This window comes from Porphyromonas crevioricanis, from assembly GCF_900476255.1.
Lineage (GTDB): Bacteria > Bacteroidota > Bacteroidia > Bacteroidales > Porphyromonadaceae > Porphyromonas > Porphyromonas crevioricanis.
Genome location: NZ_LS483447.1, coordinates 456301 through 475964 on the forward strand (window position 1 = coordinate 456301; position 19664 = coordinate 475964).

Consider the following 19664-nt stretch of genomic DNA (forward strand, 5'->3'; position numbering starts at 1 on the left):
AATCAAAGACAATAATGAAAAGATTAGCAATATATCTAAGCAGCTTATCTCTTCTCTTCACTGCTTGTCAGACCGAAAATATTGAGATGAATAATCAAGCTGTAAACGGTTCGCAGGAGAGTAATGTAACCTTTACGCTCAGTCTTCCTACCACTGGTGAGATCAGCAACACACGCTCTGCCCTTTATGGCGATAAGAGCAACAGTGCTGCTGGGGGTATTACCAATGTAGATATGAGCAAATACGACCTCCGTTATCAGCTTGCTATCTACCGTGTAGATGGATCCGACACTCCTATCGCCGTGGCTCCCATCAAGAAGGTAGTAGATAAATATGAACCTGTGACTTACTCGCTGCGTCTTACTCCAAACCGTACCTACAAGGCCGTTGTTTGGGCGGATTTTGTGGAGCAAGGCTCGGAAGAAGACTTGCACTACAACACCACGGACTTTACAACTATCACTTACACTCAACCCACAAAAGTGGCTCTCTTGAATGATGAAAGTCGTGATGCCTATTTCGTTACTCAAAAGTTCGAAGTAGAAAACTCCGGTGTGAATCAGTCACTTGTCTTGAAACGTCCCTTTGCCAAGTTGCGTGCTATAACGACAGACTGGGCTCTGCACAATCTGGAGAAGGCCGATAACTTCAAGATAACCTACTACGGCTGTAAGCGATTCAAGAACATCAATGCCGTGACAGGTGTATCGGAAAGTGATGAACTCCCGGCAACAGAGACAATGTTCTACACAGGCTCTATCAATAAGGATCAGAAAGAATATGCTCTCAACTACGATCTGAGTACCAACAACCGTACTCTTGTTGTGGATTATCTAATGACCGATTTGAGCAATCAAACTCCTATCCACCTGAAATTTGAAGCCTTTGATGGCACAACCCCTATCGCTGCACATGACTTCAAGACTAATGTTCCTATCCAACGCAATTGGCTGACTACCATCACAGGTAACCTCTTAACCCATAACGCTACCTTCAATATCTCTATTGACGAACACTTCGCCAACGAATGGAATGTAGCAGAAGAATGGTGGGAAACAAGCACTATCATTCCTGTTGCCCCTTCTTATGACGATGCCACAAAAACCTATACGATCAAGACTCGTGCAGAGTTTGCGTGGCTTCCGGGTCATGAAGCTGAACTTGCCGGTAAGACAGTTGTACTCGACAATGACATTGACATGAGCGGAGTAGATTGGGTTCCTATTGTGGATGCTGGGAGTTATACTTTCGACGGGAAAGGATACACGATTAAAAATGTTTCGATCAACAGCAAATATGTGGATGACAACTACAAACCCAATGTAAAGGCATATACCGGCATCTGGGCAAAGTTCACAGGTACAATGAAAAATGTGACTTTTGAAAATATCACCATAAATGGTCGTGCCGACGATGCTATACACAACAACGCATCAGGGCCGGTAGATCACAGTGATGAACATGCGTATTTTGCAGGGTGTGTAGGCTATGCTGGAGCTAACTATAGTGTCATGGCAGAGTTCGACAATGTACATGTTAAACACATTGTGGTGAGAGCTTCCAAAGGCAAAACGGTGCAGAACATAGGAGGTTTATTAGGTTGGTTGGGCACAGGTACTCATACCATCCAAAACTGTTCGGTAACAGATGCTTATTTCGTAAGCGGTGACATCAAGGGAGAAGTTGGTGGGCTCATTGGCGAAATATTGGGCGGTCGTGGCATCACAATTAAGAACTGTAAGACCGACTACATAACCATAAGAATGGGAACAACAGACTTCCAGGATCGTTCCGGTTTTGTAGGAAAAATCAAACATGGATCAGGGACTAAGTTTGAAGGCTGTACAGCTCCTACAGTGGTAACCTACATAAATGAATTAGGCGAACTCATAAGCAATTATGCTCCGGTTCACCCTCTTTATGGCAGCTGCGAAGACCAGGCAGACCAAATCACGGTAACCCCTTAATTCTCGAATTCTTAGTCAAAGCAGAAAGAGCTGTCCCTATGAAAAGGGGCAGCTCTTTCTGTATACCCCACCCAAGCAAACTATCGTTTTGAGGTTGCGCAAATAAAGTTCTTACAGTATTACATCCATATTTCTCCGAGAGAAACGACTCCCTACAAACAATGGTTACAAAAAGGTCAAAATCCCCATATATAGGCATTATTAGGGGGCTTTTGTATTGAATTACAACTCTTTATTTACTTTCGTGCGAATCCGATCGGCCAACTCATCTGTCTTTGTGCAGAACAAAAGAGAGGCAGATGTGTTTTACTGCATTAACCAAAACTGTGAATAGAACTTATGAAAGATTCTTAATGAAGAATCCGAAGGTTCCCAATTATCTAAGAAAACCTAATATTAAAACCACAATAGTATGAACAAATTACCCTCTTATCTATTCGGAGTTCTTTTTCTTGGCTCCGTCTCCTTATTTACAACAACCCTCGTTCAAGCTACAGAGCCGGCAGTAGGAATGTTTACGGACACTGCCACTACAAAGCCCGTGAAAGTATCTGTCACCGGGACTGTTTTGGACAAGAAGACCCATCAACCGCTACCCTACGTACAAGTTGTCGTAGACGGAACAACTCTCGGTACGACATCCGATGCGGCCGGCAATTTCTCCATAAAGGATATTCCGCTCGGGAGTTTTCGCCTGATTGCTCGTCAGGTGGGTTATGCCTCTTCGACTTATCAAATAAGTAGTCAGGAAGGAAGCAGCCAGCACATAGATATCTATATGCAAGAGGAAGCCATCGAACTGGATGGTGTAGTCGTAACCTCAAGTCGCAGCCAAACACTGAGGCGAGTAGCTCCATCTCTGGTTACTGTGCTATCACCGGAAATGTTTTCCAAGACTTCGTCTTCCACACTCAGTCAGGGTTTGCGCTTCCAACCCGGCTTGCGCATAGAGGATAACTGCCAAAACTGTGGCTTCAACCAAGTACGTATCAATGGACTCGAAGGAGCTTATTCGCAGATCCTTATAGATGGTCGACCTATATTCAGTGCCTTGGCTGGCGTTTATGGGTTAGAACAAATACCTGCCAATATGATCGAGCGAGTTGAGGTCGTGCGTGGAGGTGGATCAGCTCTCTACGGTTCCGGAGCCGTAGGGGGTGTCATAAACATCATCACTAGAGAGCCTGCTCGCAATAGCGGAGAAGTATCGCATCAGTCTATTTTATTGACTGGAAAAAACAAAAGTTCGGTGCAGAACGTAACCTCATTCAATGCTTCGGTTGTCACGGAAGACAGACGTGCCGCCCTCATGGTATTCGGTCAGCACAACTATCGCCCGGGGCACGACTACGATGGCGATGACTTTACCGAATTGCCAAACCTAAGAAACCGCTCGCTCGGATTGCGCTCCTACCTCAAAACCGGATTGTATGGCAAACTTTCTCTCGAATATCACAGTATGCAAGAATATCGCCGTGGTGGAGACAGATTGGATATGCCTCCTTTTCAAGCTCGTATAGCCGAATATTTGCAGCACTATATCAACGGTGGAGGCTTACGCTTCGATCAAGGTTTTGCAGAAGGACGGACTCAACTCTCTCTCTATGCTTCGGCTCAACACATCCAACGACGCTCCTACTATGGTGGAGGAGATACAACCGATGCATTGATAGACCTCATTATAGATCCTTCCAGCGATGATGAGGGACGTAAATCAGCAGCCAATGATGCCAAAACAGCACTCAACAGCTATGGTACCACACAAGATTTGACTGCCCAGAGTGGAGCAATGCTCGTGCATCGGTTCGGAGAAAGCGACTGGTACCTGACTTCCGGATTGGAAAACTCGATCAACCAACTTGATGACAAAAGTGTATACAGGCCGGAGCCTATCGACCAGAAAAGCATTGTATGGGGGCAATACGACCAAGTAGAATTTCGCACTGATAAATTCTCTGCGTTGGCCGGTGGACGCTTTGACCTGACCTATCTCTACGAAAAAGGGAAACGAAAAATCGATCCGCTGTTTATCTTCAGCCCCAGAGCGAACTTGCGGTACAACCCGATTTCGGATATGGCAATGCGTCTCTCGTATAGCGAAGGATTCAGAGCTCCACAATTCTTCGATGAAGAAATGCACGTAGAGCTATTAGGTGGGCAGCCGATCAGTCGTGTCTTGAGCAAAGACCTGAAAGAAGAACGCTCCCGATCAATCAGCGGTTCGATAGACTACTACGGACATTTTGGTTCTTGGCAATACAATGTGATGATAGAAGGCTTTGCCACGTTCATCTCAAATAAATTCGAGGCCGGACCAACTGATACCGATGCCAACATAGTAGAAGTACGAAACCAAACCGAAGGAGTTTCTAAGGTATTCGGAGCAAATTTAGAAGCAAGATTGGCCTACAGCCGGTTGTTCGACTTGCAATTGGGATTAACCCTGCAACGCAGTCGCTATGGTATGGATCATGTGGTTTTTGAAGCCGACTCTGAAACAGGTCAGCAAGAAGTCAAGACGAGGAATTTCGACAAAACACCCAACATTTATGGCTACATGGTAGCTACTCTGCGACCCTCTCACCATAGCTTTGTGAACCTCTCTGCTACCTACACCGGTCCTATGGATGTAAAAAGAGAAGCCTACGAAGGCGTAACGGCAAAGGAAGGCAAGGCTATAATTGACAACAAACCGGTAGGAGATGTCGCACCCGATGGTTCTTTTGACTTTATCCATGAAGGACAACGTTATCGTGGTTTGGCTCAAGGATTTGGTAAACTGCAGCGTGCCAAAGCTTTCTTCGACCTGGATATACAGGCCGGATATGTATTCGATCTGACTTCTTCTACCGAAATGGAACTAAGCATAGGTGTTCAGAACATTCTCAACAGTTACCAAGAAGACAGTGATATGGGGCCGGGTCGGGCATCCACCTATGTTTATGGACCCATGCAACCGCGCCGAGCTACATTAGGCTTAAAACTGAGTTTCTGATAATCGTTTGAATCCATAAACAACAAATCTTTTTCTCAATCTGACAAAGTCGTTTTAACTCTCCAAAAGGGGTGAGTTGAGATGGCTTTGTTCTGCAATATTCTCAAATGGAATCCCCTCGTATAGATTCTAAAATGACAAGTTTTAGTTGCCGTTTTGTTGACTTTGCAGAGTGCAGTAATCTCAAAAGCATTGAGATGAGGATGCAGAGAGTATACTTGTCGTTATGATCAGGCCTGAATATCGAAAATAACACAGCAAGTGCCATGTTATGCAACAGTCTCAAATGACTTGTTACCTTTGACAACCGACTGTATAAGGTTGTAGCCAAGAAGAAAATACTCAAGAATAATCCGAATATGAATAGACTTTGTAGACTTCTCAACATTGAATTGCCAGTAATTGCTGGTGGTATGGTATGGTGCAGTGGCTGGCGACTGGCTTCGGCTGTAAGTAATAATGGAGGGCTGGGCTTGATAGGAGCCGGCTCCATGCACCCCGATACGCTTCGCTACCACATAGAACAATGTGCACAAGCAACAAACAAGACTTGGGGAGTGAATATCCCTCTGATGTATCCTCAATTGGATGAAATCATGGATATCGTTATCTCCTCCAAGGTACCTGTGGTAGTAACTTCGGCAGGAAGTCCCAAATTGTGGACAGACAAATTACACAAAGCAGGAAGCAAGGTATTGCATGTAGTAAGCTCGGCCAAATTTGCCAAAAAGAGTGAAGAAGCTGGTGTAGACGCTGTGATCGCCGAAGGATTTGAAGCCGGAGGACACAACGGACGAGAAGAAACAACTACACTCTGTCTCATTCCACAAGTAGTAAATGCTGTGAACATCCCCGTAGTAGCTGCCGGAGGTATTGCTTTGGGACGAAGCATAGCGGCTGTAATGGCTTTGGGTGCCGATGGCGTACAGATAGGGACACGCTTTGCTCTAAGCGAAGAAAGTTCGGCTTCGGAAGCCTTCAAAGAATACTGTCGCAACAGCGGAGAAGGAACAACCATGCTCACCCTGAAAAAAGTCTCCCCTACTCGCCTCTTGGATAATGAATTCAGTCGCTCTGTAATTGCAGAAGAAGCCAATGGAGCTAGCAAGGAACAACTCCAGGAAATGATGGGGAAAGGGCGCGCAAAAATGGGAATTTTTGAAGGACAAATCAATGAAGGTATGTTGGAAATAGGTCAGGCAGTGTCGCACATCAACAAATCGGAAACAGTGGCAGATATCATGCAAGATCTACAACTCACCTATGAGGCAGTTGTCAAGAGATTGTCCCCTCGCTTGAGACCCATGTAAGTACTCCACACATAAGAAGAGATCGCTGCACGACTCTCTCTCAGAACCTTTCTGCCGGATCTTGCAATAGTCCCGAGAAAGGTCTACAATGCCAAAAATAAGAGACTGCATACAGCAAACCTTTTTCGGATTTGCTGTATGCAGTCTCTGTTATTTACCTATTATTCAGGATCCGAACCTATACGAGAGAGCTACCCAAAAACTGAATAGAAAGTCGCTATCCTGTTTCAGATTATATCCAATCAATTCTTAATCTCCTTTTCTGCTTTCATGAGTTTTTTCTGGTACTCCTGTGCTTTTTTGGCTGCTTGGAGGTTTTTTCTGGCAATGACAAGATTCTTATCCGCAATCTTGCGATCTTTCATAGCCTTCTTGTAGACTTTACGTGCTTCCTTCATAGCTGCCTCATGCTCTTTGTATTTAGAACGAGCAGCTTTCTCTACCTTCTCCAGTTTGTCCAATTCTTCTTGCAACTGCTTCACAATATTTTCTCTCTGCTGCACTTCATTGCCTTTCTGCTCCAATATGGCACGATTATCCACTGGTGGATTTTGTGCCGATGCAACACTAACCGTGAAGCAAGCTGCTACTATTAGGACTGTGCTGATAAATCTTCTCATAAGTAATTAAAATCAATTTGTAGGTGAATACTAACAACAGGTTTTTTATCCATTTTCTCTCTAAAAGATCAGAGCAAATCGGAGGCCAATTCGCTCAACTCACTGCGCTCACCCTTGACAAGATTGACATGAGCAAACAGTTTCTGCCCCTTCATTTTGTCTATCATATAGGCCAAACCATTACTCTGCATATCCAGGTAGGGTGAATCTATCTGGTGTACATCTCCGGTGAAAATCATCTTAGTACCTTCCCCAGCTCTGGTAATAATTGTTTTAACTTCCTGAGGTGTGAGATTTTGTGCTTCGTCTATGATACAAATCGTTTTGGCCAAACTCCTACCTCGTATAAAAGCCAAAGCCTCTATTACCAACCTGTTTTCCTTTTGCATATCCTCTATTTTGCGCAATTCGGAAGCCTTGTTGGAGAGTTGAAATTTGATCACATTCAGATTGTCGAACAATGGTTGCATATAAGGCGCAACCTTGGCCTTCTCGTCTCCGGGTAAAAAACCCAAATCTTTATTTGCCAGAGAAACGATAGGACGTGCCAAAAGTACTTGCTCGTACTCATCGGCCTGATCAAGGGCAGCAGCCAGAGCCAAAAGTGTTTTACCCGTACCAGCCTTACCCGACAGGCCTACCAGCTTAATATCCGGATCTTTGAGTATCTCCAAAGCAAAAGCCTGTTCGGCATTACGTGGTTGTACTCCCATCACCGGGTGCTTCTCTATTTGTTCTATACAATCAGTAAAAGGATTGTATCGAGCCAATACGCTATTACGTTCGCTCTTCATCAAAAAACAGTGATTGGGCTCCAACTTTTCTCCCATTTCCCAATTCTGCACAGGAATTCCCCTTGGCGTAGCATAAATCCTATCAATCAATTCGCCGGATACTCCCTCATAGACCACTTCTTTCAATGCAAAATGATCTACATTCTCCACCTTGTCGCTTATATAGTCTTCAGCCACTATACCCAAGGATTTGGCCTTCATGCGCAGATTAACATCCTTGGTAACCAAAATAGTGGGCACTTCCGGATGCTCCTCAGCTATCGAAAAAGTAATGGATAAAATACGGTGATCAGGGATGTTCTCACGAAAAGCCTGAGTTACTCTCTCATCCTTTTGTCCCCGGACATATACAAAAAGACGGCCACGTCCCTCACCCAACGACACTCCGGAAGCAAACAAATCCTGATCGCTCAACTCATCGAGCTTGCGTACAAACTGACGAGCATTGAAATTGATCTGCTCAGATCCTCGTTTGAACTTATCCAACTCCTCAAGCACAACAATAGGGATATAGATATCATTCTCCTCGAACTTGTCTATTGAGTCGTAATCATGCAATATCACATTAGTATCGAGTACGAAGATCTTCTTGCTCCCATTTCTTTTCGGACTCTTGTTAATTCTTCTGGCTGCCATTTTGGTATAAAATTACTTTTCCATTAGCGGAAACATCAATGAGTCGGTAATCAAAAAAAATTCCAACTCTCATGAAATTCCCTCCGTGCTAAGTTATGACTATTGAACTAAATAAACAAGCTGGGAATATAAGAGAATAAGTATGTTTAACATCCACTCCTTTTTATTTATTAACTTTGAGGTTGTGTGAGTTAGAGCGTGAGAACAAAATTTCACCGACCAAACTCTGTAAGTTCCTCAACAGCTAAAACGAATAGAAATAAAAATACAATGACACTCCAACAACTCGAATACATACTTGCACTGGAGAGAAACAGACATTTTGCCAAGGCTGCAATTGACTGCGATGTGACACAACCAACCCTGAGTGCTATGATACAGAAATTGGAGAGTGAACTTGAAGTCAAACTTTTCGACCGCAACAGAGGAGGTATACAACCCACTCCGATAGGCAAAAAAGTCATAGCTCAGGCTTCTATTGTGCTAAGAGAAGCTTCAAAAATAACTGACCTAATAGCAGAAGAACAAGATAGTCTACACGGAAATCTACGGATTGCCATATTACCTACAATTGCACCTTTCCTGCTACCCAGATTAGGTCAATCACTCTTCAAAGCACTTCCCAAAGTAAGTTTTGAGATCTCGGAAAGAAAAACTTCCCAATGCTTGAGTGGACTCATGGACAACGAAATAGATGTAGCAATCATAGCCAGCAAAGCCAAAACCGAGGGATTGGACGATACACTCCTGTATTACGAGGAATTTTTCGGTTATGTATCAGAGCAAGAACCTCTATACAACTCACCAACCATACGCAGCACCGAGGTCGATGGCAGTAGACTCTGGCTACTGGATGAAGGACATTGTTTCCGAGATCAACTGGTACGCTTCTGTCAGCTTAAAAGTTTTATCAATAAATCTCGAAACTATACCAATGGCAGCCTCTCTACATTCATGCACATGGTAGAGAGTGGTGCTGGTATGACCTTTATCCCAGAATTGGCACTGGATAGGCTCTCCCCCGAACAAAGCAAACTGGTACGCCCCTTTACCATCCCAAAACCAACCAGAGAGATACGACTCTGCTATCGTGAAGATTTTGTACGCAAACGAATATTAGGAGAAATAGAGCGGATGCTTCGCGCATCGGTTCCAAAGTCGATGCACGAATTAAAGACCGGACAACAACTCGTCTGAATAAAATGGGAATCCTTCCCAGAGAGACCTCACTACACAGTCCCCTAAAAGATCACTGAAATGATCTTTTATTGAGATGTGCGGAATGTCGCATCACACAATGGTCTCTAAAGACTAAATCAGAGAACTACCAAAAAGACATCAAGTCTGCGGGAGATAATTAGAATCACCGCAGCTATCCCTTATGGTCTTTTTCTTTCTATTCTTTATGTATATATAGGAAGGATTTTAATTGGTCTAATCAATAATAAGAATGTCTGTGCAAAGTGTTTATAACTCTATTTGTTTCCCTTTTTATACGTGAATAATCTACTGAATAAAGTGGGATTATTAAATGAATATAGACAGAGTTGTAGACAGGTTTCCAACAGGTATATATCCTTTATTGATCGGAGAAGTCATTAGTTTTTGACAAGCCCAGATCTTCGTTTTACTTTCAGGCTCGATATGTATCTATATTCTCCCTTGTCTATAAATTGAGCAAAACAAAATAATAAGTTTTTGACCTTCTGTATTGCATATTTCATTTGTTTTTGATGATATATGAATCTCTGAAAACACCAAAAAACTTAGCGTGTTTTTTTCGACCATTTAAGCACAACTTATTCACAACTTATCCACATGTCTATTTTTCTTATCGGATGTCGGATTACAGCTCTCCGCTTTTCGAGAGCGATTTTCCGGGCATCACTGAGATTGACGTGTACTGAAAAAAGATGACAGTAGGTGTGCTTGGGTTTATTAGCTGTTTACACACTCTTTTCTTACTTCTGTTTTAGGTTTACACCTATCGACTCAGATTCTTCAAAAGGATTACACTGGCAATTTAGCCTTTGCTCGGAATTCATCATTCACTGAAATCAAGTATAATATTTGAAGAATTCGTATTTGAGCTGTGTTGTAGCGAGTTTTAACGAGGTCTCCTGTATATGAAAGTGAGTATCTTTCTGCCCAAAATGAAAGTTCGGATCACAAATAGAGGTCAGACGATGCTGTCAAATACAAGCCTGAAGATTTGGCTTACCATAAATATTCTGAGCTTTCATGAAGAGTCAAGGCCGAGGTGTGTGCAATATGTACTACCCTACCTGATGATATTATAAAGCAGTATTTGTAGAACGATAGAAACAATAGAAGATTTTGGCATGATTCCATTTACAGGACCGGGAATAATCTTGGTATTGGTCGTTTATTTCGGAGGGATATTATTGGTTGGTAAGCTCCCATTTGTTAGTTCGTTACCATTCAAAACTCAAGTACTTCTTGTGCTTTTGACACATGTTGTCCTCTCTGTCGTAAACTATTTTCTGGCCAAATTTCTGAACAGAAATGGAGTTAAGAATACTGTTGCTGGCCTCAGATTGGAAAAGGTAGTTCTTTTCATGAGTATTGTTTTCTCCTTCATAATCCTGTTGATGGTTTATGGAGAATTCAAGGAATGAAGAACATAATTTCGAAAGAAGACACAATGGAAATAATAAGAGACAATATGGATATTCCCAAGCATCCATCTCGGCTATTGACGTTCGTAGGTTTGCTTATCATCTTGTCAGCAATTCCTGCCATGTATGTCCTCGGTTTTATGACAATCGGGAAAATCAATTCGACCCCCAAGGATGCAAAAGTTGTCAGAACTTTCTCGGACGAAAAAATAGATATACAGACCCAAAAAGACGAAAAGACATTTATCTATACAGACTTCTTTTCGATCCATCGCAACGACTATTCGTATGAGGTAAGAGATACCGAAGGCAAGGAAGTACCCCTTACCAAACTAAACGGTAAAAGAGATATTCCTCTTGATGGACAATTGGTGACAAAATTTGTTCCTACAGCCTCCTTCACGGCGCCGGGTGGAACTGTTACCTTCTGTGCCAAAATGGAAGGAAATTCGCGAGGAGAATTTTTCATCGGAGAGAAGATAGATCGTTTTTCTGCCAATTGGTTACTACCATTTTTACTCTTTATTTTTGGTACCCTGATTGGGGGTTTAGGGTTGACAATGGCTATCAAAAACATTATTGCCCGTAGGAATTGGATCGATAAATATGGCCAATATGAATGATCCCCAAGGTCCATACAAAACAGAATATTTATTCTCGAGATATATAATATAAGTCAGGGAGTGATACTCTATACCCTATGAGGGGAGGATTACAACCATATCCGGATAATCTTCTTCCTGAACAGAAATAAATTATGCTATACACGCAAAACAAAAAATATGATGTGATAGTGGTGGGAGCTGGTCATGCCGGTTGTGAAGCTGCTACGGCTGCTGCCAACTTGGGTTCACAGGTGCTACTTATCACATTGGATATGAATAGGATAGCCCAGATGTCTTGTAATCCGGCTGTAGGAGGAATAGCTAAGGGACAGATTGTCAGAGAGATAGATGCTCTTGGAGGCAGAATGGGACTTATCACAGATCGTACAGCCATACAATTTCGTATGCTGAACCGCTCCAAAGGACCGGCTATGTGGAGTCCTCGTTCGCAAAATGATCGAATGCGTTTCTCCGAAGCTTGGAGACAGGAATTGGAGCAACAGGCTAACTTGGAGATCTATCAGGATGAAGTAAAAGAATTGATCCTTGATGGAGAAAAGGTGACCGGTGTACGGACTTTGCTTGGGATGCTCTTTGAGGCTCCTAATGTTATCCTGACTGTGGGAACTTTTTTGGGAGGGCTGATGCACTTTGGAGAGATACAGATACCCGGAGGTCGGATATCTGAGCCAGCTTCTATTGGACTAACCCAGCAACTCTCCGATTTAGGTTTTCGTACCGATCGGATGAAAACAGGGACTCCTGCTAGGATAGATGCTCGCAGCATTCACTTCGATGAATGTGATAAACAGGAGGGAGAACAGGACTTTCATCGCTTTTCTTTCCTTGATACAGAACATCCCAAATTGCAGCAACTCCCCTGCTATATTACCTATACCAATGAGGAGTCTCACGATATTTTGCGTCAGGCATTGGATCGCTCCCCTCTGTATAATGGTCAAATACAAAGTATAGGGCCCCGATATTGCCCCAGTATTGAGACGAAGATAGTCTCCTTTGCAGATAAGCTTTCTCACCAGTTGTTTTTGGAGCCGGAAGGAGAGAAAACAACGGAATACTATGTCAATGGTTTCTCCTCTTCTCTTCCACCCGAAGTACAACTGGAGGCGATGAGGGCCATACCGGCATTGCGTGATGTGCGGTTCTTTAGACCGGGTTATGCCATAGAATATGATTTTTTCGATCCGACACAGCTCAAGCCTACTCTCGAGACAATGCTCATAGAGGGACTTTTCTTTGCTGGACAGATCAATGGGACTACAGGGTACGAAGAAGCTGCCGGGCAAGGTATGGTAGCTGGTATCAATGCACATCTCAGAAATGATTTGGCCAAAAAAGAATTCATATTGCATCGTGATGAGGCCTACATAGGTGTGTTGATAGATGATTTGGTGACCAAGGGAGTGGATGAGCCTTATCGTATGTTTACCTCCAGAGCGGAGCATCGTATTTTGCTAAGGCAGGATAATGCCGATATGCGTCTTACTCCCAAAGCTATCGAATTAGGTCTGGCTTCGGAATTGAGAGAGCAACGATTTGGCAAAAAGAACAAGCTAAGGAATGAGCTAATTCGCTTCTCCGAAACTTTCTCTGTATTACCCGAAAATATCAATCCTTTTTTAGAGCAGATAGGAGATACTCCTATTCGGCAAAAGACAAAACTGAAGGATTTAATTCTCCGTCCTCGTCTGAATATGCTCACCTTGGCTGTGCAAATACCCCCTTTCTTGACACGAATAGAACAGCTTGGGAAGATGAAAGAAGAGGTATGCGAATCGGTAGAGATTCTTATCAAATATGGTGGATATATAGAGCGAGAGAAAAAACAAGCCGAGAAACTTTACCGACTGGAAGAGGTGCGTATACCCAAGCATATTAACTACGAAGAGCTGCTCCAACTATCCACCGAAGCCAGACAAAAGCTCAGCAGAATACGGCCTGTTTCGATAGGACAAGCGGCACGTATTCCGGGGATTTCGCCTCATGATATAAGTATTTTGCTTGTCCTTTGTGGCAGATAAGAAAGCAGATTGTTTCACGTGGAACATAACCAGCATATCTATATCAGTCCTACCAGGCTAAGCAGGGAACAGCTTGTAGCAATCTTGCCTACTCTGCCTACTCTGCCGGGTTGTTACCAGTACTTCGATGAAGAAGGTTCTCTTATATATGTGGGGAAGGCCAAAAATTTGCGTAAGCGAATCAGTTCTTATTTTCAAAAAGAACTCACTGATCGCAAAACCAAGGTGCTCGTATCGAAAATACGTGGGCTGAAATACATTGTTGTAGATACCGAGGCTGAGGCTCTTATTCTGGAGGGTAATTTAATCAAGACACATCAACCTCGGTACAACGTTTTGCTCAAGGATGGCAAAACATACCCCAGCATAGCTATCACCAAAGAACATTTTCCACGGATTATATTTACCCGAGATATACGGAAAGATGGAACAGAATATTTTGGTCCCTATCCCAGTGCCATAGTTGCCAAAAACATGGTTGCTCTGTTGAGGGATCTGTATAAGTTTCGCACCTGTTTGCTTAACCTTAGTCCAGCAAAAATAGCTGAGGGGAAATACAAGGTTTGCTTGAATTATCACATCAAGAAATGCAATGCTCCTTGTATAGGGAGGGTAAATGAGAGTGATTATCTGCACTCCATAGACGAGGCCAGAGAGTTGCTCAAAGGCAATCTTTCTCTGCTTATGAAGATATATAGAGAGGAAATGATTGCCGCTTCCGAGCAGATGAGATACGAACAGGCACAAGTCTATAAAGAACGACTTGCCTTACTGAAGCGTTATGAAGCAAAACATACAGTTGCTCCAAGAGCAATTATGCTTGTGGATGTTTTTTCTTATGACGAAGATCAACAGCAGGCATACATCAACTATATGCAGGTGAGCGAAGGAATGATCCGACTTACCAATACAGTGGAATATCGCAAAAGAGTAGATGAAGAGCCGGACGAGATTTTTGCTCGTGCCATTGCCGAATTGCGAGATCGCTATCAGAGTATGGCAAGAGAAATTATTCTGCCTTTCGATCCAGGTTGGGGAGCGGCGCAGCAAGCCAAGATCACTATACCACAGCGTGGTGATAAAAAGCATTTGCTTGATCTCTCTGAGAGGAATGTCAGACAGTATAAGATTGATTGTCTTAAGCAGGCCGAAAAACTTAATGCAGAGCAATCAGCTGCAAGGTTGATGAAGCAAATGATGAAGGATTTGCATCTGGATAGAGAGCCCAGATTGATCCACTGCTTTGATAATTCCAACATACAGGGCACAAGTCCAGTAGCTGCTTGTACTGTATTTAAGAATGGAAAGCCGGCTAAGAGTGAATACAGAAAGTTCCACGTGAAAACAGTTGTCGGAGCTGATGACTATGCCAGTATGCGAGAAATTGTGGGTCGTCGGTACAGCCGTATTCTGAAAGAGGAAAACAGTGAAGAGAAACTCCCTGACTTGATTGTAATAGATGGAGGTAAAGGGCAGCTAAGAGTGGCATATGAAGTTCTCAGGGAACTTGATTTGGTTGGAAAAATACCCATTATCGGTTTAGCTGAAAGGGTCGAAGAAGTCTATTATCCAAATGATCCGGTTCCTCTTACATTAGGATTCAATAGTGAGAGTCTTCGTGTATTGAGACAGATAAGGGACGAAGCGCATCGCTTCGGTATTACCTTTCACAGGCAGACACGTGGCAAAGCTCAAGTGAAAAGTGAGCTCGATAACATTAAGGGCATAGGACACAATAGCAAAACCAATTTGCTCCGGCACTTCAAATCAGTCAAACGAATCAGAGAAGCGACAGAAGAGGAAATTGCTTCCATCGTAGGCCCTTCAAGAGCAAAAAAAATCCGATCAGCCCTACAAGCTGACCGGAATATCTCATCCATGGAGAGTTAAAAGAGGCATAATAGCCATTTTGTTAGGTCTTAATATCTTATATATCAACCTCTTATACCGATCTATTGCAAATAAACTCTGCAAGTTGTTTTAGTTGCAATCCAGCCTCTTTGTTAGGTAAAGTGTCTATCAAAGCATTGGCTTGGCTCAAGAAAGCTCTCATTCGCTTGTTGGCATATTCTATCCCTCCTGCGGAGATTGCAAACCGGGTAAGTCTGTCTAAATTTTCGTGGTCGAAGCTGCGAGCTTTGATAAGGCTTAGGCATTCTTCTTTTTCTGTCTTTTCGGCACAAGAGGTATTAAGAGCATAGAGCAGAGGAAGGGTTACCTTGCCTTCTCGTATATCATTGCCGGTTGGTTTGCCAATATCTTGTTGGTAGTAATCGAATATATCATCCCGGATTTGGAAGGCATAGCCCAGCAACTCCCCTATTTGTCCGCAAAGAGAGATTAGCCCTTCCTCGGCATCTACAGAGATGGCTGCCAACTCGGCTGCTGCACGAAAGAGTGTAGCCGTTTTTTGTTTAATGACGGAATAGTAGATTTCCTCGTCCAGAACAACTTCGTCTGCCACTTCAAACTGACGTATTTCTCCTTCACTCAATTCTCGCCCGATGGAAGAAATGATTGAGATAATTCGCAAATCTTGCAATTCGATTGCACGCATCAAAGCCGAGGAGAGTACGAAGTCACCCACCAGTACTGCTACTCGATTATCGAAGATGGCATTAAGGGTAGGATGTCCTCGTCTCAGGTTAGAGTTGTCGATCACATCATCGTGTATCAGAGTGGCTGTGTGGATCAATTCGAGCAATACAGCTGCCTCCGTGGTTTTGGCCGAGGGTTCATGATTACAGGCTTTGCTCATCAACCCAATAAGGAGCGGACGCACCTGCTTGCCGGTTGCTTTGTTGAGAAGTTCTATAGCTTGCCCCAACCAGCGAGATTGTGAGGCAAGGGCGTGGGCAAATTCGGTATCGAAAGCCGCTATAAAATCCGCCACGGAAGCCTTGATGGGAGCCAATTGGTCTGTTACACTTTGCATAGCACGCAAATATAATGATACTTAAGCGTACCTTTACCCCTAAGATGAAACAACAACTTTACCTCTTAGATGCTTATGCCCTCATATACCGGGCATACTATGCTTTTATTCGTGCTCCCCGCCGAGATTCTTCCGGTCGAGATACCAGTGCTATATTCGGCTTTGTACTCACTCTGCAAGACCTTCTGGAGAAAGCCAATCCCGATCTCTTGGGGGTGGTTTTCGATCCCTCCGGCGGTACATTCAGGCACAGGGAATATCCCGAATACAAGGCGCAGCGAGAGGAGACCCCTCAGGGGATTACTTTTGCCATTCCCTATATCAAGAAGTTGTTGGAGGCCTACCGTATCCCATCAGTAGAAGTAGCCGATTTCGAGGCCGATGATGTTATTGGTACTTTGGCCGGGCAGGCGGAAGCGGCCGGATACGAGGTACGTATGGTGACTCCCGATAAGGATTATGGTCAGTTGGTTACAGAGCACAGCAAGATGTATAAGCCCTCCAAGAACGGTGGAGGCTATGAGCTGTGGGGGCCTGCCGAAGTGGCCTCATCTATGGATCTCAGTGGCCCGGAGCAGGTAATAGACTATCTCGGTCTGATGGGAGACAGTAGCGATAATATCCCGGGTTGCAAAGGCATAGGACCCAAGACTGCCTCTACCCTGCTCAAAGAATGGGGATCGATAGATAATATTTATCAGCATTTGGATGAGATCAAACCTGCGACTGCCAAGAAGCTAAGAGAGGGTAAAGAGTCTACCCTACTCTCTCGTTATTTGGCTACAATTCGCACAGATGCGCCTATTACATTCCGAGCCGAAGATTTTACACGCAGAGAAATCAATATCCCCGAGCTGATAAGTCTTTTTGAGGAATTAGAGTTTAGATCTCTTTCCAAGCGTGTTTTGGGACAAAGAGTTGCCAAGACGGAGAAGGTGATACAGCAGGACTTGTTTGCTGACGAAGAGTCATTGCAGAGCTCTACTCTCTCGGAGGGAAACACACTTTTCCCTCACCTATCCGACTACCTCGATGCTCAGCCCAACTATCGAAGAATAGAGACACCCGAAGCTCTCAACCAGCTTTGGGGAAAGTTGAGCAAACAAACAGCTTTTGCCTTCGATACGGAGACGACAGATGTAGATCCACTCAAGGCGGAGATTGTGGGGATTAGCTTTTCCTGGGAGGCAAAAGAGGGGTACTATATTCCTCTGCCGGAGGACGAAAAAGAAGTTAGACAAATGCTTCGTCCATTGAAACGCTTGCTCGATGACAACAAACACCTAAAAGTGGGGCAAAATCTCAAGTATGACTTGCAAGTTCTGGATCGCTATGATATTCGAGGGAGAGGACCATACTTCGATACTATGATTGCACACTATGTCTTGGAGCCGGATAGCCGGCACGGGATGGATTATTTGGCCGAAACCCTTTTGAGTTATCGCACCATCAGCTATGATGAACTAATGACAACAGCGACACGCAAGGGAGATATACGTACGACCAATCCGGAGCGACTCACACTCTATGCAGCTGAGGATGCGGATGTCACTTGGCAACTATATCAGAAGTTGCTGCCTCTCTTCGAGCAAGAAGAAACAGCTAATTTGCTCAATCTAATAGAGATGCCCCTCATGCCGGTCTTGGCGCAGATGGAGCGAGAGGGAGTACGACTGGACACCTGTGTATTAGAGGAGCTGGCAGACGAAATTGCCGGACGGATACAGCTGCGAGAGGAGAAGATACAAGAGATGGCAGGCGAGCCATTCAATGTCAATAGTCCCAAACAAGTGGGGGAAATACTATTCGATAAGCTCCAGCTCATGGACAGGCCCAAGAAGACCAAAACGGGGGTCTATAGTACAGCTGAAGAGACCTTGCAAAAAATTCGATCAACCCACCCTATTGTCCCTCTGATTCTTGATTATAGGGCAGATCGCAAGCTCTTGAATACTTACATAGAGCCGCTCCCTTCTATGCTGCATTCGGATGGTCGTTTGCACACATCCTACAACCAGTGCGTTACCAGTACTGGGCGACTTTCCAGCTCCAATCCCAACCTGCAAAATATCCCTATACGTACAGAAGATGGTAGAGGTATCCGTCGCGCTTTTGTTGCACGCTCAGACGAATATACTTTCCTCTCAGCCGATTATAGTCAAATAGAATTACGTCTCATGGCTCACTTGAGTGGAGATCCGGGATTGATAGAGGCATTTCGAGAGGGGAAAGATATCCACACTGCTACAGCTGCAAAAATATATGGCATCAATACCGAACAGGTCAGTTCGGATCAGAGAAGAAAAGCTAAGACAGCCAATTTCGGTATCATCTATGGTATATCGGCATTCGGTTTGGCTGAACGATTGGATATACCTCGTGGTGAAGCCAAAAGTCTTATAGATGGTTATTTCAATCTTTATCCACAGGTAAAAGAGTACATGGAGGCTGCTATTGCAGAGGCCAAGAAACTCGGCTATGTGAGCACTCTTTTTGGTCGTAGACGCTATTTGCCGGATATAAATAGCCGGAATGCCACGGTGCGTAGCTTTGCTGAACGAAATGCTATCAATGCTCCCATACAAGGCACTGCCGCCGACATTATCAAGCTGGCTATGATACGTATAGCCAAGGCTATTGAGGAGCAGGAACTTCGCTCTCGTATGATCCTGCAAGTGCACGACGAACTCAATTTTGATGTTTTCAAGCCCGAGCTTGAGCAAGTCAGCCAGATTGTGCGCATGGAAATGGAGCAGGTATTTCCGGAGCTTTCCGTTCCACTCGTGGCGGATATTGGGTATGGACGCAATTGGTTGGAAGCCCATTGATGAGACAAAAGAGCCTGTTGCGCAACGTTTAATGACACAGCAGGCTTTTATTTCGATTATACCTTAGGAGAGAGAGAATGCTTCTCCAATGTTTTAAGGTCAGCGGACAATAATCTCTTTCAGATCCCAAAATATTGTGGGGCTACTCTACGTGTAGAGTCGATATGTTTTGCTTGGTTTCTTGGGACTGGCAAATGCCGGTTTGAGATGTATTATTATGTTTGTTTCTATTTTGTTCTGTTTCTATTTCTGCTGTGTTTTTCTGCCCGAATTGGGGACTTTTTCCAAGGATT

11 protein-coding genes and 1 pseudogene are annotated in these 19664 nt (G+C 43.9%); 9 read left to right on the forward strand and 3 right to left on the reverse strand.

Going from position 1 to position 19664, the window contains the following annotated elements; all coding sequences use genetic code 11:
- The first annotated feature begins 14 nt into the window (after positions 1-14).
- From DQN70_RS02125 to DQN70_RS02140, 3 genes and pseudogenes are all read left to right on the forward strand, one after another.
- Positions 15-1967 (forward strand): DUF6562 domain-containing protein, encoded by a 1953-nt coding sequence (locus tag DQN70_RS02125; protein WP_023940619.1) that lies wholly within the window; start codon positions 15-17, stop codon positions 1965-1967.
- A gap of 412 nt (positions 1968-2379) precedes the next feature.
- A complete protein-coding gene (locus DQN70_RS02135; RefSeq protein WP_023940615.1) occupies positions 2380-4962 on the forward strand; it encodes a TonB-dependent receptor in 2583 nt (860 codons plus the stop codon).
- A gap of 308 nt (positions 4963-5270) precedes the next feature.
- Positions 5271-6272 (forward strand): annotated as a pseudogene (locus tag DQN70_RS02140) (NAD(P)H-dependent flavin oxidoreductase); the annotation flags it as partial.
- A gap of 242 nt (positions 6273-6514) precedes the next feature.
- Here the strand turns inward: DQN70_RS02140 and DQN70_RS02145 are convergent.
- Positions 6515-6892 carry a hypothetical protein gene (locus tag DQN70_RS02145; RefSeq protein ID WP_036889922.1) on the reverse strand — a complete coding sequence of 126 codons (378 nt, stop codon included), beginning with the start codon at positions 6890-6892 and terminating at the stop codon, positions 6515-6517.
- Positions 6893-6960: 68 nt separating this feature from the next.
- Positions 6961-8322, reverse strand: coding sequence for a PhoH family protein (locus DQN70_RS02150; protein WP_023938151.1), 1362 nt, complete (start codon positions 8320-8322; stop codon positions 6961-6963).
- A gap of 270 nt (positions 8323-8592) precedes the next feature.
- Here DQN70_RS02150 and DQN70_RS02155 point away from each other — a divergent pair, with 270 nt between their 5' ends.
- The 5 genes from DQN70_RS02155 (at position 8593) to uvrC (ending at position 15498) form a co-directional block, all read left to right on the forward strand.
- Positions 8593-9519, forward strand: coding sequence for a hydrogen peroxide-inducible genes activator (locus DQN70_RS02155; RefSeq protein WP_023940610.1), 927 nt, complete (start codon positions 8593-8595; stop codon positions 9517-9519).
- A 1145-nt stretch (positions 9520-10664) separates the two neighbouring features.
- The gene (locus DQN70_RS02160; RefSeq protein ID WP_023940608.1) at positions 10665-10961 is read left to right on the forward strand and encodes a hypothetical protein; all 297 of its coding nucleotides are present in this window, start codon (positions 10665-10667) and stop codon (positions 10959-10961) included.
- 26 nt (positions 10962-10987) lie between these two features.
- Positions 10988-11584: a hypothetical protein gene (locus DQN70_RS02165; RefSeq protein ID WP_145980592.1), complete on the forward strand. Its 597-nt coding sequence runs from the start codon at positions 10988-10990 to the stop codon at positions 11582-11584.
- Positions 11585-11718: 134 nt separating this feature from the next.
- Complete coding sequence (gene mnmG, locus DQN70_RS02170) at positions 11719-13608, forward strand: tRNA uridine-5-carboxymethylaminomethyl(34) synthesis enzyme MnmG (RefSeq protein WP_023938160.1); 1890 nt, start codon at positions 11719-11721, stop codon at positions 13606-13608.
- A gap of 18 nt (positions 13609-13626) precedes the next feature.
- Positions 13627-15498 (forward strand): excinuclease ABC subunit UvrC, encoded by a 1872-nt coding sequence (uvrC, locus tag DQN70_RS02175; protein WP_023940604.1) that lies wholly within the window; start codon positions 13627-13629, stop codon positions 15496-15498.
- Positions 15499-15550: 52 nt separating this feature from the next.
- Here the strand turns inward: uvrC and DQN70_RS02180 are convergent, their stop codons facing one another.
- The gene (locus tag DQN70_RS02180) at positions 15551-16543 is read right to left on the reverse strand and encodes a polyprenyl synthetase family protein (protein ID WP_081711901.1); all 993 of its coding nucleotides are present in this window, start codon (positions 16541-16543) and stop codon (positions 15551-15553) included.
- Between the two features lie 44 nt (positions 16544-16587).
- On the opposite strand from DQN70_RS02180, the gene polA reads away from it, so the two are divergent.
- Positions 16588-19371: a DNA polymerase I gene (gene polA / locus DQN70_RS02185; RefSeq protein ID WP_036888291.1), complete on the forward strand. Its 2784-nt coding sequence runs from the start codon at positions 16588-16590 to the stop codon at positions 19369-19371.
- Positions 19372-19664: the final 293 nt, after the last annotated feature.